At 68.7% G+C, this 14,698-nt stretch carries 12 protein-coding genes and 1 pseudogene; 7 read left to right on the top strand and 6 right to left on the bottom strand.

Going from position 1 to position 14,698, the window contains the following annotated elements; genetic code table 11:
- Window positions 1-21 precede the first annotated feature (21 nt).
- The gene (locus OG395_RS03810) at window positions 22-720 is read left to right on the top strand and encodes a ComF family protein (protein WP_327241594.1); all 699 of its coding nucleotides are present in this window, start codon (window positions 22-24) and stop codon (window positions 718-720) included.
- Between the two features lie 224 nt (window positions 721-944).
- Here OG395_RS03810 and OG395_RS03805 read toward each other — a convergent pair whose 3' ends face one another.
- Entirely contained in the window at window positions 945-1,865 is a 921-nt protein-coding gene (locus OG395_RS03805; protein WP_327241593.1) for a hypothetical protein, read from the bottom strand.
- A gap of 414 nt (window positions 1,866-2,279) precedes the next feature.
- On the opposite strand from OG395_RS03805, the gene OG395_RS03800 reads away from it, so the two are divergent.
- Window positions 2,280-2,654: a reverse transcriptase domain-containing protein gene (locus OG395_RS03800; protein WP_327249245.1), complete on the top strand. Its 375-nt coding sequence runs from the start codon at window positions 2,280-2,282 to the stop codon at window positions 2,652-2,654.
- A gap of 9 nt (window positions 2,655-2,663) precedes the next feature.
- Here OG395_RS03800 and OG395_RS03795 read toward each other — a convergent pair whose 3' ends face one another.
- Together OG395_RS03795 and OG395_RS03790 are read right to left on the bottom strand one after the other, a co-directional pair.
- Window positions 2,664-4,871 carry a recombinase family protein gene (locus OG395_RS03795; RefSeq protein ID WP_327241592.1) on the bottom strand — a complete coding sequence of 736 codons (2,208 nt, stop codon included), beginning with the start codon at window positions 4,869-4,871 and terminating at the stop codon, window positions 2,664-2,666.
- Complete coding sequence (locus OG395_RS03790; protein WP_327241591.1) at window positions 4,864-5,058, bottom strand: hypothetical protein; 195 nt, start codon at window positions 5,056-5,058, stop codon at window positions 4,864-4,866. The genes OG395_RS03795 and OG395_RS03790 overlap by 8 nt, the downstream gene beginning before the upstream one ends.
- A gap of 620 nt (window positions 5,059-5,678) precedes the next feature.
- On the opposite strand from OG395_RS03790, the gene OG395_RS03785 reads away from it, so the two are divergent.
- Genes OG395_RS03785 through OG395_RS03770 form a run of 4 tightly spaced genes read left to right on the top strand, consistent with a single transcriptional unit; the run spans window position 5,679 to window position 9,569 of the window.
- Window positions 5,679-6,212 carry a hypothetical protein gene (locus tag OG395_RS03785; RefSeq protein ID WP_327241590.1) on the top strand — a complete coding sequence of 178 codons (534 nt, stop codon included), beginning with the start codon at window positions 5,679-5,681 and terminating at the stop codon, window positions 6,210-6,212.
- A 45-nt stretch (window positions 6,213-6,257) separates the two neighbouring features.
- Window positions 6,258-7,271: a hypothetical protein gene (locus tag OG395_RS03780; RefSeq protein ID WP_327241589.1), complete on the top strand. Its 1,014-nt coding sequence runs from the start codon at window positions 6,258-6,260 to the stop codon at window positions 7,269-7,271.
- A gap of 19 nt (window positions 7,272-7,290) precedes the next feature.
- Window positions 7,291-8,625 (top strand): Dyp-type peroxidase, encoded by a 1,335-nt coding sequence (locus OG395_RS03775; RefSeq protein WP_327241588.1) that lies wholly within the window; start codon window positions 7,291-7,293, stop codon window positions 8,623-8,625.
- A gap of 59 nt (window positions 8,626-8,684) precedes the next feature.
- The gene (locus tag OG395_RS03770; protein WP_327241587.1) at window positions 8,685-9,569 is read left to right on the top strand and encodes a hypothetical protein; all 885 of its coding nucleotides are present in this window, start codon (window positions 8,685-8,687) and stop codon (window positions 9,567-9,569) included.
- A gap of 30 nt (window positions 9,570-9,599) precedes the next feature.
- Here OG395_RS03770 and OG395_RS03765 read toward each other — a convergent pair whose 3' ends face one another.
- Both OG395_RS03765 and OG395_RS03760 read right to left on the bottom strand, forming a co-directional pair.
- Window positions 9,600-11,681 (bottom strand): SpoIIE family protein phosphatase, encoded by a 2,082-nt coding sequence (locus OG395_RS03765; protein WP_327241586.1) that lies wholly within the window; start codon window positions 11,679-11,681, stop codon window positions 9,600-9,602.
- A 100-nt stretch (window positions 11,682-11,781) separates the two neighbouring features.
- A complete protein-coding gene (locus OG395_RS03760; protein ID WP_327241299.1) occupies window positions 11,782-13,032 on the bottom strand; it encodes an IS110 family transposase in 1,251 nt (416 codons plus the stop codon).
- 398 nt (window positions 13,033-13,430) lie between these two features.
- Between OG395_RS03760 and OG395_RS03755 the strand changes: the two genes are divergently transcribed.
- Window positions 13,431-13,739 (top strand): transposase, encoded by a 309-nt coding sequence (locus OG395_RS03755; RefSeq protein ID WP_266366366.1) that lies wholly within the window; start codon window positions 13,431-13,433, stop codon window positions 13,737-13,739.
- A gap of 206 nt (window positions 13,740-13,945) precedes the next feature.
- Here OG395_RS03755 and OG395_RS03750 read toward each other — a convergent pair.
- Window positions 13,946-14,521: pseudogene (locus OG395_RS03750) on the bottom strand (transposase); the annotation flags it as partial.
- Window positions 14,522-14,698 lie beyond the last annotated feature (177 nt).

Here is a 14,698-nt window from a genome sequence, read left to right as displayed (position 1 = left end):
GCAGGCTTCCCTGACTGCCCGGTGTGCGCCTACGTCCTCACGGGCACCGCCCGCCTGTGTTCGGACTGCGCCGGGCACACCCTCCAGCCCGTCGCCGACCCCCACTGCCCGGTCTGCTCCCAGGCCGTCGCATCGGGTGGGCAGTGCGGCAACCGGCTGTGCGCGCTGCCGCAGGAGCAGCGGGGGTTCTCGGGCGTCGACGCGGTGGCCGTGTACTCCGGAGCCCTCCGAGACAAGATCCACAAGCTGAAGTACGACGGCGCGTACGGCTGGGCGATGATCTTCGGTCGGCTCCTCGTCGGCTGGATGGAGAGCCACCCCGAGCAGATGCGCGGCGTCGACTATGTCGTCGGCAACCCCACCCACACCGGCCGCCAGCCGATCCAGCACATCGAGGCGATCATGGACGCGGCCTACATCGAGGACGTCACCCGAGCCTTCCCGCTCAGCGCACCCGGCGCGCACCGCCTGGTCAAGACGACCGAGACGCCCCGCTCCGCCAACAAGAATCTGGACGACAAGCGGACGGCCGCCGTCGCGCACGCCGCCGCCCTGACGTGGACCGGGAACACCAACGACATCAAGGGCGCCACCATCCTCCTCGTCGATGATGTTCTCACCAGCGGGTCCCAGCTCCAGCACGTCGGACTCCGGCTCCGGGCGTCCGGCGCCGCCGACGTCCGCGGACTCGTTCTCGCACGAGTCCCCTGGAGCGGATGATCCCGCCCTAGACGCCGTGAGCGGGCCGGCTGGCGCCGGTCGGTGGGTCAGCGCCGGACGCGCCGTATCGAGCTCACGCGGCTCGCCCAGGGTGGTGGTCATGTGGCGGCTGAGGCGCTTCGGGGAGGTCTGGAAGCAGCCGCCCAACGCCACCATCAGCGGCCCGGCCCGCCGCCGTGGTCGGGGCGTCCGCGTCGGGAATCAGGACGATCCCGCCGAGGTGCTCAGTGACCCATGCCGGAGGAGTCCGGCCTTCCAGAACGTCGCGTACGTAGTCGGGGACCTCCGCCCGCAGACCGCGGAGCATGTGCGCGAGGTACGGCACCGAGAAATGCCCGTAGTCGTTGGGGACGTTCTCGAAAAGGGCGCCGGTGACCGGAGCAGCGCGCTCCATGACCGCCGCCCCGGCGAACTGGCTGTTCCTGATCCGCTGAATCGGCCGGAGAAGTTCCTTTGCCACACGGCGAGAACCCCGCTGCGGCTGCTGCAGGAAGCGGTCGAGGTCCTCGGCCAACCCGCGCGAGAGGCACGATCGGCGCGTCCAGGCCGTCGGGGCTTGCGATGTCTTCGACGGGGACCGCGTCGTGGAAGGCGCTCACGCCCGAGTTCCTGCCATCCAGGCCGACGGCGGTCCCCGCCATTAGGGCGGAGACGGTGGACACACCGACCCGGTCGCGTTCCTTGCAAGGAACGCCGTCATGGGTGCGGTCGCAGTCCAGGGTCGCTCGGTACTTCGAGTCACCGCAGTACAGGACGTAGGCCGCCGGGACGTCGAAGCGGTTCGCCACCTTGATCAGCTTGGAGATCTGCGTCCGGTCGTCGCCCTGCGTCTTGTAGGCGAAGTCGATGTTCCAGCGCTTGCCGTGCAACTTCAAGATCTTCGCCTCGATGAAGAGCCCGTAGCAGGTGCCGTCCCGGTCCACCCACCACCACAGCCAGTCGGCTCCGTTCTCCTTCTCCTCGTCACCTGTGAACTCGACGAACCGGATGCGCGGGCTCGCGGTGGCCAGGAGCACTTGGGTCGCCGCCACCTCACGAAACATCCCGCCGAAGTCCAGCATCCCCGTCAACAGACGATCCACTGCCGTCCGGCCCTGCCGGAGCTCCTCGTAAGGGCTGGTCTCATGACCGGGAATGTGACTCAACGTGGCTGCCCCTCTTGGTGACTTGGGAATGGTCTCCTCATCATCCCTTCGCGCCATGGCCGCCGTTCGAGCGTTCGTGAAGTCCGGACGCGACGGCGAAGTTGCGACGCCGTTCAGTCTCCTCGTCCTACTTCGCTTGGCATCCACGCGAGTCGTACCGACTCGTGCGGCCTGGCGGGTGCGCCTGTCGGCGACAGGGCGCCGCCGGACGTACGGTGCCCGCCGATTACGTGACCCCTGATGGGGACGTCGTGTACGTCTACGTGCTCGGGCGCGCGGAGCCCTACACCGTGACCTCATACCGCCCCCTCAGGGTCTATAGCCGGTAGACGTGCCCAGAGGCCACCAGGCGGCGGGGGAGTGGCACCCCCGCCGCGCCGACAACACACAGGAAGGCCCCCTGGCGTGGACGGTATGACCGTCGACGCGGTGGAAACCTCGGGGGTGGATGCATTCCGCCAGGACCTTTCGCAGAAACTGCGGATGTATACGTATCGTCCGTCAGTGTTGCGGCGGGTCCAGATTCCCAAACCGGGGCGGCCTGGGGAGCTCCGGCCGCTTTCGATCCCCACCGTGGCGGACCGTGTGGTGATAACGGCTGCGAAACTGGTCCTTGAACCAGTATTCGAGGCTCAGTTCACCGAGGCGAGCTACGGATTCCGGCCGAAGCGGTCCGCGATCGACGCCTGCGAGGCAGTGCGTATCGCGGCGAACCAGCGGCGGGAGCGGGTGTTCGAGGCCGACATCCGGGACTGCTTGGAGTCATCGACACACTGCTCCTTCCGTTGATGGAGTGGGTCAGAACAGACTGTCTGCGGGGACGGGGAGCTTGATACGCAGGCCTTTTCGGCGTCCGGAGCGGACGTGGACGGCTTCGAGCTCGCCGCGCTTGACACGCTGCAACACCGTCTGGCGGGAGACGCCGAGGGCGAGGGTGGCCTCGAGCATGGGCAGCCAGCCGGGCGGTGCCTGATCGGTGAAGCGGGACCTCAGGTCGTCGGTGAGCCGGATCCGCCAGGGGGCGCCGGGGGTGATCTGCTCCCCGGCGATGAACCCGTCGTTCAGCCACCGGTGCAGGGTGGAGGGGGCGACCTCGAGTTCTTTGGCGGCCTGTTTGATGCTCAGTGGCTCGGGTTCGTCGGCGGGTGGCGCGTCGTCGGGCCGGTGGCGTGGGATCTTCCAGTGGTTGCGGAGGTTGTTGACGCGGTTGTAGTCGAAGGGCAGGCCGCGGGCTGTGGTGCGGCCCTGCCGGTTGAGGATCCCGGCGATCACGGCGTCGGGGTAGTGGACGGCCAGGCGGCGCACGAGGTCGACGGTGTCGTCGCTGGTGCGGACCTTCGGTGGCTGCGAGCGGGGCAGGGCGACGGTGAGGTCGGTGAGCGCGCCTCCCTTCCAGCGCAGGGTCAGGTCGGCGCGCTTGCTGTGGCGGTCGAGGCTGATGACGACCTCTTCCAGCAGAGTGTGCAGAACTTCCTTGCGGTCACGGTCGGTTGTCGTCGGCGCGTGCCAGACGCCGGGCAGGTCGTCGCCCAGGGCGAGGACGCCAGCGCGTTCCTCGACGGTCAGGGTGGTCGGGCGGCGGGTCTCGCGGCGGGTGAGTTCGGCTTCGGCCGCGGCCAGAGCGGTGAGGGTTCTTTCCCACTCGGCTTCCAGGCCGCGGGCGACCAGGCGGTTGTCGGGATCGACGGCCAGGTAGCGGCGCTCGGCCTTGGCTGCCTGGAAACGGGCGCGTTCGACTTCGCGGCGCCACTGGGCGAGGGCGGTGTCGTGGCCGGTCTCGAGTTCGTCGGCGGCGGCCAGGCATGCTTCCAGGGCGGCGGGTTCGATGGCGGCGAGGAACGCCCCGGCGACGGCGGCGTCGATCTGTACTCCGCCCACTGTCAGGCAGCGTTGGCCGCGTCCGGCGACGAGTTCGGCGCCGTGGCAGTGGTAGCCGGGGGTGGCCCGGTGCTTGCCGCGGTAGTGGACCGCGATCTTGCGCCCGCAGTGACCGCAGACGGCCAGGCCCTGCAGCAGCGCGCATCCCTCGCGGACCGCGCCGGTCCCGGCTCCGTGGCGGTCGGGGCGGGTGTTCTGCCCGATGCGGGCCTGGTTCGCCTCGAAGGTCGGCCAGTCGATGAACCCGGCGTGGTGGTCGGGCAGCAGGACCTGCCACTGGTCGCGGGGCAAACGGCGGACCCGGGTGCGGAGTTGGCCGTTGTCGTCGAGGAACCGCTCGTGTCTGGTTTTTCCGTAGGCGTAGGCGCCGGCATACGCGGGGTGGGTGAGGACCTTGTGCACTGCGTGGTAGGTCGGCACCACCCAGCGGATCTCCGCTTCGCCGGTGCGCTGGAGCGGGAAGGACAGGCCCTGCTCGCGCAGCCACAGCCAAGTGGCCCGCGCCGAGCCGCACTCGGCGAAGCGGGCGAAGATCGCCGCGATCACGCCGGTGACCGCTTCGTCGGGGTGAAGGAGGATCTCTCCTTCCTCCTCGCCCCAGGCCAGGCCGACCGGCAGGGCCCGGCGCAGTTCTCCGCGGGCGGCCTTGTTGCGGATCCCGCCGTCCAACCGGGCCCGCAGCACGTGCAGTTCGGCCTCGGACATGGTCCCTTTGAGGCCCAGAAGCATGCGGTCGTTGAAGAGTCCGGGGTGGTAGAGGCCGTCCGCGTCCCCGATGAGGGTGTCGGTCATGCCGGCGACGTCGAGCAAGCGGTACCAGTCGCTGTTGCTGCGGGCCAGCCGGGATACTTCCAGGGCCAGGACCAGACCGATCTCGCCGAGCGCGACCTGGGCGGTGAGCTCAGCGAAGCCGGAACGGGTGGAGGTCACCGCGCCGGAGACGCCCAGGTCGGCGTCGATGACGTGCACTGCGGAGCGGGGCCAGCCAAGGGCTGCGGCGCGATCGGCGAGCGCGTACTGGCGCTCGGTGGACTCCTTGTTGCGTTCGAGCTGGCTGGCGCTGGACTGCCGGACGTAGATCACCGCCTTGCGCCGCAGGTGGGCGGCGCTCACTTTGCCGTCAGTCATCGCTGTCCTCCTCGGCCCAAGTCGGTTGCCTTGCTGCTGCTTTGGCGATCAGTCTGGCCAACGCCGTGACCGCGGCCCGCCGCTCGGTGGCGTCCAGAGCGCCGAGGATCCCCATCCTTGGCGCCGGTGCCACCACCGTGGCGTCGATCGGTACCAGGCTCAGCTGCACGGCCTGCCGCACCAGCATCCCCCTCCCTCGATGAACCGCCGGGCGGCGCGCCGGTATCGGCACGCACCGACAGCCCGGCCGCGACTGTCACGGCCCGCAGGAGGTCGGTGAGGTTACCGAGTGTCGCCCCCGCTGGGGCCGACTCGCCCTCGCCGGCTCCGCCCAGGTCCGTCCACGTGGCCGGGACCAGACTGCGGCTTCCGTCCGGCAGCACCAGGACCAGTTCCAGACTGCCGTGCCGACACATCTTCCCGAGAACTTCCAGGTCATACCCCTCGAAAGGGTGACGCGGCCGGACAACCCGGACCCGCGCCGGGACGTCGTGGAGACGGGCATTGTGTCGTGGTGTCGTTCGGCACGATCGATCATGAGGCGCTGATGGCCCAGGTGGCCCGGCGTGTGGTGGACCGGCCGATGCTGAAGCTGATCCGGGCCTGGCTGAGGATGGGAGTTCTGGAGGGCGGGGTGACGTCCCCGACCGGGGCGGGAACCGGACGCGCGGTGGACCAGCTGGTCGCCGCGGCGGGTACAACGTCTACCCGCGGGAGACCCTCTTGCTGCTCCCCAGGCGGGTGGATGTGGTCCGTGTGAATATGAGGGGGATTGTTCCCAGCCAGTAGATGGCGGCAGGAGCGGACATGGAGATCAAGCCGCAGGCGGCGATCATTCCCAAGGACACCGCCCAACTCGAGCAGGGGAAGTACGGCCCCGTTTTTCCGAAGACACCGGCGTGCTACGGGTTCACCATCGTCGCCAAGGTCAAGCCCGGCCGGGCCGACGCGATGCGTGCCTACGGCAACACTCTGGCCAAGGCTTTGGAGGGAGATCCCCACCTTCTCGCGCCACTGAAGTTGCACTATCTACGCTGGGTGCTTTTCGACGACGACACGCGCTTCATGTATCAGGGGATCTTCGACACCGACTTCGACAAGTACACCGAGGACGCCATCGCGCTTTTCAGTAAGGCGGGGGTGAACACGGCCTTCGAAAACCTCGAAGGGTTCCCCGAGGACTGGCGGACCAACCCTGATGCGTTCGTCCGGTTCGTGCGTGAACACCACTGTCCGAGCTTCATCGAGTACGGGGAGTACCCGTACGTGTCCGCTGATGAGATCAAGAAGGCTCTGCGGATCAAGGGTGCCCTGTCGGAGATGCTCGACCAGCTGCAGTGAGAGCGGGCTGTCGTGTGCTTGTCCCACTTGCGGATCGGAGACGAGATGAGCGAGGTCAGGACCGCGCGCACCTACAACCAGAACCACAACCCGCGCGAATACACCCCTGGTCGGCGACGGGTGAGCATCTACGTCTCGTGGAGCTATCCGGCCGAGGCGGGCAGGAGTCCGGCTGAGCTGGACAACCGGTTCTCCACGCTGACGGAGGTCAGACGGGTGGCGTGGCCTGCCTACGAGGACCCGAAGTGGTCCGACCCGATGCAGTTCCAGCAGGGCATCGCCGGCTCACTGGAATTGTTCTTCTGGGCCTGGGTGCCGTTCCAGGAGTTCGTCGAGGAGGTCACCGGGCACCCCGTCCCGGTGTATCAGCGCATCGACCAGGCCGGTTTCCGGACCCCGCTCGACGAGCGCGTACTGGCCGACACCGACACCCTTTTCGTCTTCGGCCTTGACCACATGGTCACCGGGCAGGATGCCCAGCCTGAGGAGATCGAGGCATTGCGGGCCTTCCTCGGCCGAGAGGACGCCTGTCTGGTTCTGGGACCCCACCATGACGTCGGGGCAACCGACGATCTGGCGGTGCGGGACGTGGAGTACCACCATCACGGCGATCCCCTGGTCCCCCGCCAGCAGCGATTCGCCACCTACGTCCGGGGCCTGATGCACGGCCTCGCGGTGCCGGTCGAGAACCGCTACGGCCTGCGCCCCGCGGTGCGGGAGAAGAACAAGATCGCCCCGCTGTCCACGGCCGGGGACCTGGACGCCAAAGGGTGGCTGGAGGGGGTGACGAACTTCAACTTCCACATGCATCTGCCGCACTACGCCGTGACGACCGACGAGCCGGATGCCATCCATGTCCTGGCAAGGCAGCCGATCGACACCTCCAGGCCGCATCCGTTCACTGATGCCGGCAACTCCGAGTTCAACATGTTCCTGTGGATGCCGCCGAGCGGTGAGCGGGCCGGCGATGTGCTGCTGGCGGACTCCACGATCTTCAGTTCGCTGTTCGGAGGCGACGAGAGTCTCAGGAACTTCTGGCGGAACCTCGTCTCGAAGTAGCACCGCAGGGAGGTGGACCGTGAGCGAGCCCAGGCAAATCGCGTTGGAACTCGACGACATCCAGCGCGGGGTTCTCAGCCCGCGGCCGACTCCCTACGCGGCGACCTACCTTGTGTTCCGCGTCGATGACCGGGCCGACGGGCGGGAACTGATGCGGCGCGCGAGCTCGGCGGTGACCCCTGCCGCCGACCCGGTCAGCCCCCTGGGGGACACGTGGGTCAGTGTCGCCGTCACCTGCCACGGTCTGGAGGCGCTGGGTGTGCCGCGCGCCTCACTGGACTCGTTCGCCTGGGAATTCCGGCAGGGGATGGCCGCCCGGGCCAAAACGCTGGGCGATGTCGGCGAGAGCAGCCCCGAGAACTGGGAAGCGCCCCTGGGCACGCCGGATGTCCATGTGGTGCTCGCGGCGGTCGCGCCTGACGTCCCGCGGTTGGAGGCGGCCCTCGACCGGGCCCGCCCCGTATATGACCGCCTCGCCGGTGCGACCGCGATCTGGCGGCAGGACTGTTACGCACTGCCCACCGAGACCGAGCACTTCGGCTATCGCGACGGCGTCAGTCATCCGGCAGTCGAAGGAAGCGGCATCCCCGGGTCCAACCAGCTGGAAGTGCCGCTGAAGGCCGGGGAGTTCGTGCTCGGCTGTCGGGACGAGATCGGCGGTATCCAGACCCCGCAGCCGGACGTGCTCGGACGCAACGGCAGCTACGCCGTCTTCCGCAAACTCCATCAGGACGTCGCAGCGTTCCGGCGCTACCTGCGGGACAACGCCACCGGCCCCGACGACGAGGAACTGCTCGCGGCCAAGATCATGGGACGCTGGCGCAGCGGAGCCCCCCTCGCGCTCAGTCCGCAGCACGACGACCCCGCCCTCGGGGCCGACCCGCACCGCCGCAACACCTTCCTGTACGAGCGCGACGATCCGGCGGGATTCATCACGCCCGGCGGCTGCCACATCCGCCGGGCCAACCCCCGCGACGCCTCGGTGGCGGGAGAGGTACGTCTGCACCGCATGATCAGACGCGGCGCCGCCTACGGTCCGCTGCTGCCCGAGGGAGTTCTGGAGGACGACGGGGCCGACCGCGGCCTGATGTTCGCGTTCATCGGAGCCCACCTCGGCCGGCAGTTCGAGTTCGTCCAGTCGCAATGGATGAACGACGGCGTCTTCTTCGGCGCGGGCGACGCCAAAGACCCCGTCACCGGATCCCACGACGGCGCCACCGGCTTCACGATTCCCCGACGGCCGGTGCGACGACGCCTTGCGCCCCTGCCGCGGTTCGTCGTCACCCGCGGCGGCGAGTACTGCTTCCTGCCGGGCCTGAGCGCCCTGCGCTGGCTCGGCGACCTCCGGGACTGACAGGGCGGCGACGCGCGCGCCGGCACCGGGGGTGCTCCGCCGACTGAGGGGAATGCCTCATGGACACCCTGCACATGCTGTTCAACGCCGTCACTGTGATCTTCATCGCGGCGACCATGTTCGCCGCCGGCCTCGGGGCCACCATCGCGGCGCTGCGCGGCATCTTCACCGACGTCCCGCTGCTGCTGCTCGCGCTGCTCACCAACATGGTGGTCATCCCGCTGCTGGGCTGGGGCATCGGTGCACTGTTCAGCCTCCCCTCGGCAGCGTTCATCGCGCTCGTGCTGGTCGCCTCGTCCCCGGGCGGGCCTTTCGGGGCGAAACTGGCTATGGTGCAGAGCGGCGACGTCGTCGCCGGCGCGGCCATGCAGGTGCTGCTCGCCACCGTCGGCAGCCTCACCTTCGCCCCGACCGTCAACGGCATCCTCACCGCCGCCGACCTCGGCAAGGGCATCTCCCTCGATGTCGCGACGTTGGTGCGGACCGTGGCCCTCCTGCAACTCGTACCGTTCGTCATCGGCCTGCTGCTGCGCCGCTACGCCGCGCCCACCGCACGGTCGTGGCACCCCGCGGCGGCCGCCGTGTCGAACGTGACCTTCCTGATCGTGCTGGCGGGCATGCTGCTCGGCAACTGGAGTGACGTGGTGGCACTCTTCGGCTCACTTGCCCTCCTCGCGGGCTTCGTGCTCGCAGCCGCCGCCTTCGCCGTCGGAACCCTGCTGGCGACAGGTCCGTCGGTGCGCCGCACCACCATGGGCGGCGTCGCCGCAGTACGCAACGTGGGGCCCGCCCTGGCCGCGATCGGCATCGCCTTCGGCGACCAGCCCGCCGTCCTGGGCGCGCTTGCCGCGGTCCTGCTCAGCGGTCTGGCAGCAGCCCTCCCGATCGCCACCGTGCTCAGTGGCCGCCGAAGCCGCCCCCCAGCACCAGTCGACACGCGCTGACCAGGCCGTTCGCTGTTCCGGGCAGCCCGGTCACGCTGGTGTTAGCGTCTGCTCGGTCCAGATGGTCTTGCCGTCGGCCGAGTAGCGGGCCCCCCAGGCTTGGGCAAGTTGCGCGGCGATGAAGAGTCCGCGCCCGCCTTCGTCGGTGGTGCGAGCGTGCCGCAGGTGCGGTGCCGTAGCGCTGCAGTCACTGACTTCGCAGGTCAGTGTGCGATCCAGGATCAGGCGCAACTCCAGTGGGGGGCTGCCGTAGCGAATGGCGTTGGTGACCAGTTCACTGACGATGAGTTCGGTGTTGAACGCGGTCTCTTCCTCCACGCTCCAGGCGTCGAGCTGGTCACGGGCGTACTTGCGGGCCGCTGAGGCGGTGGTGAGCTCGTCCTCGAGCTGCCATGTGGCGACGCGGTCGCAAGGAAAGGGATGTGTGCGGGCCAGCAGGAGGACGGCATCATCGGCCTGGATGTCGGCCGGGAGGGTGTACAGGATGTCATCGCACAGCTCCTGTAGCGGGCGATCCGCGTAGGCCGGGGCCGTGTGGAGCGGGTTGGCGGCAGCTGTCAGGTGTGAGGCCAGTGCCGGGGCGGCGGGGAAGGCCATCACGCTGCCATCCGGGATCTGGATGCGGGTCGCGGCGAAGGGCGCCTGATCGGTGCTGCCCAGCCGTGGTCCGGGCGACGTGTCGGGGTGGTTGACGGTGCCGTCGGAATGGACGATGACGGGCGCGGGGTGATCGGCCCGGGCGAAAATGCAGATCCGGGTCAGAGGGTCGTACACGGCGTACGCGCAGCTGGCGGTCACCGGCTCGCGATGCAGCGGGTTGCCGGACGGAAGCGACGCTCGCTCGGCCACCAGCAGCGCGGCGGTGTCGTTCAGACGCGCAAGGAGATCCTCGGGGTCCAGATCGAGGGCGGTCAGGGAGTGGACCACGGTGCGCAGCTGCCCCATGGTCGCTGTGGCGTGGATGCCTCCTCCGGACACCGTTCCGGCGACCAGCGCGACACGGGCGCCGGACAAGGCGATGGTCTCGTACCAAGTGTTCCCACCGTCACCGGACCGGGCGATGCTGGCAGCCTCCAGCGCGGTATGGGAGGTGGCTCGCAGCGGGAGTATGTGCTGGAGGACGATCGCCGCAACCGAGTGATCCCGCGTATAGCGGCGGGCATTGTCGATGCACAAGGCGGTGTGCCGTGCGACGTCGAGGGCGAGTGCGACGTCCTCGTCGTCGTACGGGCTCCCCGACCTGGTGCGGTACAGGCTTACCAGCCCGATCACTGCGCCGCGCAGGGCCAGGGGGACGGCAAGGAGGGTTTGCGCCCCCAGTTCCCGGACGGCCCGGGCCCGCGCGGGGTCGGCTGCCAGCCACGGCAGGCCGGAGTCCAGGGCTACAGCCCGGGGCAGCAGGTCGGCCAGAGCCTGGCTGTAGGGAGTCGGAGCGGTGAGGATCCCCGCAGCTCCGGCAAGGTGTGCCTGCGGCCGGCCCTCCCCGCCGCTGCTGCGAAAGGCGGCCCGCCGCAGCGTCACACCGCGGGCAAGAGGCGACAGCGGAGGATCACCGCCCCGGATCACAGCATCCACCAGCTCCACGACCGCGATATCGGCGAATGCCGGTACCAGCGCCTCAGCCAGCTCTTGGCAGGTCACTACTATGTCCAGGGTGCGGCCCACGCGCTCACGCACTGCATCGAGAATGCCCAGCCGGATACGAGCCCTCTCCCGGTAGGTGACGTCCACCACCGTGATGGCAACGCCGAGGACCGCGCCACGAGGGTCCTCAAGACGAAATGCCGAGAGCTCATACCGCCGTTCCTGGCCAAGGTGGGCGGGGGGTCGCGCGCGCACGACCTGCCCGTCCAGCGGATCACCGCTTTCCAGCACCCGGCGTAGGAGCGCCTCGACCGCCTCCGCCTCGACCACATAGTGCGAGCCGGGAAAACTGCGCCCGATGACGTCTTCTTCCCTCATGCCCTGCATGGCGGGCGTGGCGGTGTTGACCTGCACCACCCGCAGATCGCCGTCGAGCACCGCCAGGCCGACCGGCGACTGGGTGAACAAGGCATCCAGCATCACTGCCCCGGCCTCACCCGCGATGCCGACCCGACCAGGGTCTGCCATGGAAGTCACCTCCGGTGCCGTTGAGGTTCCCCCGAGATGCGGAAAGAAGTGACAGCGGGTCAGATGGGACTCATGAGAGACATCTCACGTGCCTAAGAAGTCAAGCTGCGACGGTCAACACCGCTGCCGAGGAGGTGAAGGCATGCTGTTCGTCGAAGAGTTGTCCGGTCTGCAAGCAGTGGTAGAGCTGGCCGATCATGCGGTTGAACAGGTGCCGCTGGGCCTGGGCATGCCAGTCCCCGTGCTCGCGTCGTCGGCGGTAGTGCGTGTCAGCCCCAGAAGAGGCTCTCAGCGAGGAGAAGGCCCAGAGAAATCCAGCGGTGATCAGTCGGTCGTTCTTGATGAAGCGCCGTCCGACGTAGCGTTTCTTGCCCGAAGCGCGAGTGATGGGAGCCGATCCCGCGTAGGCCTTCAAAGCGCGGGCGTCAGCGAAGCGGCTGCGGTCGTCTCCGATCTCGGCGAGCACCCGGGCGGCGAGCTGTACTCCCAGGCCGGGAAAGCTGAGGAGGATCTCAGCGTCCGGGTGCCGGCGAAAATGTTCCTCCACCGCCGTCGCGAGTTCCTCGGCGGCCAGGCAGGCTGCGTGCAACTGGCGTATCAATGCCAGAAGTTGATAGCCCATGGCATCCTCGACGGCCTGCGGCTGGTGGGCGTAGTCAGCGCGGAAAATGGTTCGCAGGCGATCGGCCTCGGCGTCGATGCCCCGGGTGCGGCCCGCGCGTTTCAGTGCCGCCCGCAGTTGGGCCGGGGTGAGTCTGGCGGCCCTGGCCGGGGTCGGTGCCGAGGTCAGCACCGCGCGGGCCTCGGGGCGGGCCAGGCCGTACTGCTTGCCCAGGAAAGCGTCCAGGGCGGCAGGGAAGAACTCCCGCAGCAGCGAGCGGACCTGGTTGACCAGCTGCTGACGCGCCCAGACCGCGTCTTGCTGGGCACGGGCGAGGACAGTGATCGCCCGTGCGAGATCGGTGTCGGCGGGCAGCTGGCGGTGCGCGTGTCCATCGGTTCGCAGGATGTTCGCCAGGACCAGGGCATCGCCGGCGTCGGACTTCTTGCGCGAGACACTGTGGCGGTCGCGATAGCGGGCCGCGGCGAGGGGGTTGATCGCGTAGATCGGCCGTGTTCCGGTGTTCAGGGCGGCAACGAGCAGACCCCGCCCGGTCTCGATGGCCACGGGAATCGGTTCCTCGGCGGTGTCGCCGTACTCGGCGAGCAGGTCCAGCAGCAGCCGGTAGCCCGCCGTGTCATCCGTGATGCGGCGCTTGGCCAGCAGCTGTCCGGTGTCATCGACCAGAGCCACGTCATGGTGACTCTCGGCCCAGTCGATCCCGCAGAACACGGTCACACGGTTCTCCATTCACTTGTTGTGTGCGCAGGTGGTGAGCCTGTGCGGGCCACGCGGCGACCTAATTCCAGGACTCTTCGGTCCGCCATCTCACTAGCCGTTCGCGGCACCAGCGCACCGCAGGGGCCTCCGTCTTACGAAGAGCTCGGCGGCTCGGGAGGAAGCGAAGAGGTCGCCCTGCGACGGGCTCACACCACAACGATCTACGTACGGGAGGCCGGGTTGGGTTCCGCAGCGGCCCGAAGACACCGGGCGCCACCGTTCTCTCATAAGGCCTCGACGGGCCGGGAACCGACAGGAGTCTGCCCGGTGCCCACGCGGCCGCTACGAACCCAACCCGCTTCAACAGTCCAGCAGCTCACCCACGAGCTGATCTGGAACCGCCTACACACGAATTAGGAACATCGACCATGGCTGCCCCCAGGAAATACTCGCTCGAGTTGCGTGACCGTGCAGTGCGGATGTATCGCACCGCGGACCCCAAGCCGCAGATCAAGAAGCTCGCCATCGACCTCGGTGTCCACCCCGAGGCCCTGCGCGGCTGGATACGGCAGGCCGAGGCGGACGCCGGCGAGCGTGACGACCGGCTGACCACCGACGAGCGAGCGGAACTCGCGGCGCTGCGCAAGGAAAACGCCCAGCTCAAGCGGGCGAACGAGGTTCTGCGGACGGCCTCGGCGTTTTTCGCGGCGCAACTCGACCCGACCCGGCCCAGGTGATCGAGCTCCTTACCGAGCATCGAGACCTGGGAGTCGAGTGCGTACTTCGGGAACTGCACATCGCCTCCTCCACCTACTACCGCTGGCGCCGCGCGGAGCGCGAGCCGTGCGAACGCGTGCGCCGGGACGCCGAGCTGACCGAACAGATCAAGCAGATCCCGCGAGGGCCGCGCCCGCCAGGCCGGGAACGCCTGCTTCGCGGCGTTCACCGCGCGGTCCACGTCCGAGGCCCCGGACGCGGGTACGCGGGCGATGATCTCGCGGCGGGTGACCTCGGTGGGATCGTCCTCGGGTCCCAACCGCACCGCGTCCAGCGGGCCGGTCCACGAGGAGCGGCCGCCGCCGAGGGCCGCCGCGACCTGGTAGGGCCAGCCCGGGATGGTCTGACGCGCCCCGTCGCAGCGGCACGAACGGTGGCAGTGCAGCCGCTGGGGCGAACACTCGGCGTCCGGACGTGGCCACGCGGTGACGTCCAGGGCGATGGACAGCTGCCCGTCCGCCCCGCGCGGCAGTACGAGCCCTGCCAGGGCCATCCGAAGCCGGGACACGGCGATATGTCCCTGGGCCAGCGCGTCGTACATCGCGCCATGTCCGCGGCGGTGCACTTCAGCGATGGACAACTCGGGCAACGAGACCACCGGGCCGTCAGTGCACAAGACCGCGTCCGTCAGCTCGAACAGGGCGTCCGCCCGCAGCGTCAGGCATGAGTGGAACTCGCGGCGAAACCGGGACAACCTCGCCAGGGCCTCGACGCGCGCAGCACCTTCTTGCAGACTGTCCATCACGGCCTTTGGGTTGATCGACTGTCGACTTCAGCGAGAAGACACGATCCCCCAAAGGCCGTCCAGCTGTCAGGCGAACGACAAACCCCACCAAGACATGATCTTGGTGGGGTTTAAAGTCAAGTTCAGGTCAGGTTGACCGTCGACGGCGGGCGGATAACGCACCGCGCCGCCGGT

This window comes from Streptomyces sp. NBC_01320, from assembly GCF_035974375.1.
GTDB lineage: Bacteria > Actinomycetota > Actinomycetes > Streptomycetales > Streptomycetaceae > Streptomyces > Streptomyces yanii.
This window is presented reverse-complemented; position numbering and strand designations above follow the sequence as displayed.

Bases quoted from the DNA above. Each gene is read 5' to 3' on its own strand.
- OG395_RS03800 (WP_327249245.1), top strand. From the start codon at position 2,280: ATGACCGTCGACGCGGTGGAAACCTCGGGGGTGGATGCATTCCGCCAG.
- OG395_RS03795 (WP_327241592.1), bottom strand. From the start codon at position 4,871: ATGACTGACGGCAAAGTGAGCGCCGCCCACCTGCGGCGCAAGGCGGTG.
- OG395_RS03790 (WP_327241591.1), bottom strand. From the start codon at position 5,058: ATGCTGGTGCGGCAGGCCGTGCAGCTGAGCCTGGTACCGATCGACGCC.
- OG395_RS03785 (WP_327241590.1), top strand. From the start codon at position 5,679: ATGGAGATCAAGCCGCAGGCGGCGATCATTCCCAAGGACACCGCCCAA.
- OG395_RS03780 (WP_327241589.1), top strand. From the start codon at position 6,258: ATGAGCGAGGTCAGGACCGCGCGCACCTACAACCAGAACCACAACCCG.
- OG395_RS03770 (WP_327241587.1), top strand. From the start codon at position 8,685: ATGGACACCCTGCACATGCTGTTCAACGCCGTCACTGTGATCTTCATC.
- OG395_RS03765 (WP_327241586.1), bottom strand. From the start codon at position 11,681: ATGGCAGACCCTGGTCGGGTCGGCATCGCGGGTGAGGCCGGGGCAGTG.
- OG395_RS03760 (WP_327241299.1), bottom strand. From the start codon at position 13,032: ATGGAGAACCGTGTGACCGTGTTCTGCGGGATCGACTGGGCCGAGAGT.
- OG395_RS03755 (WP_266366366.1), top strand. From the start codon at position 13,431: ATGGCTGCCCCCAGGAAATACTCGCTCGAGTTGCGTGACCGTGCAGTG.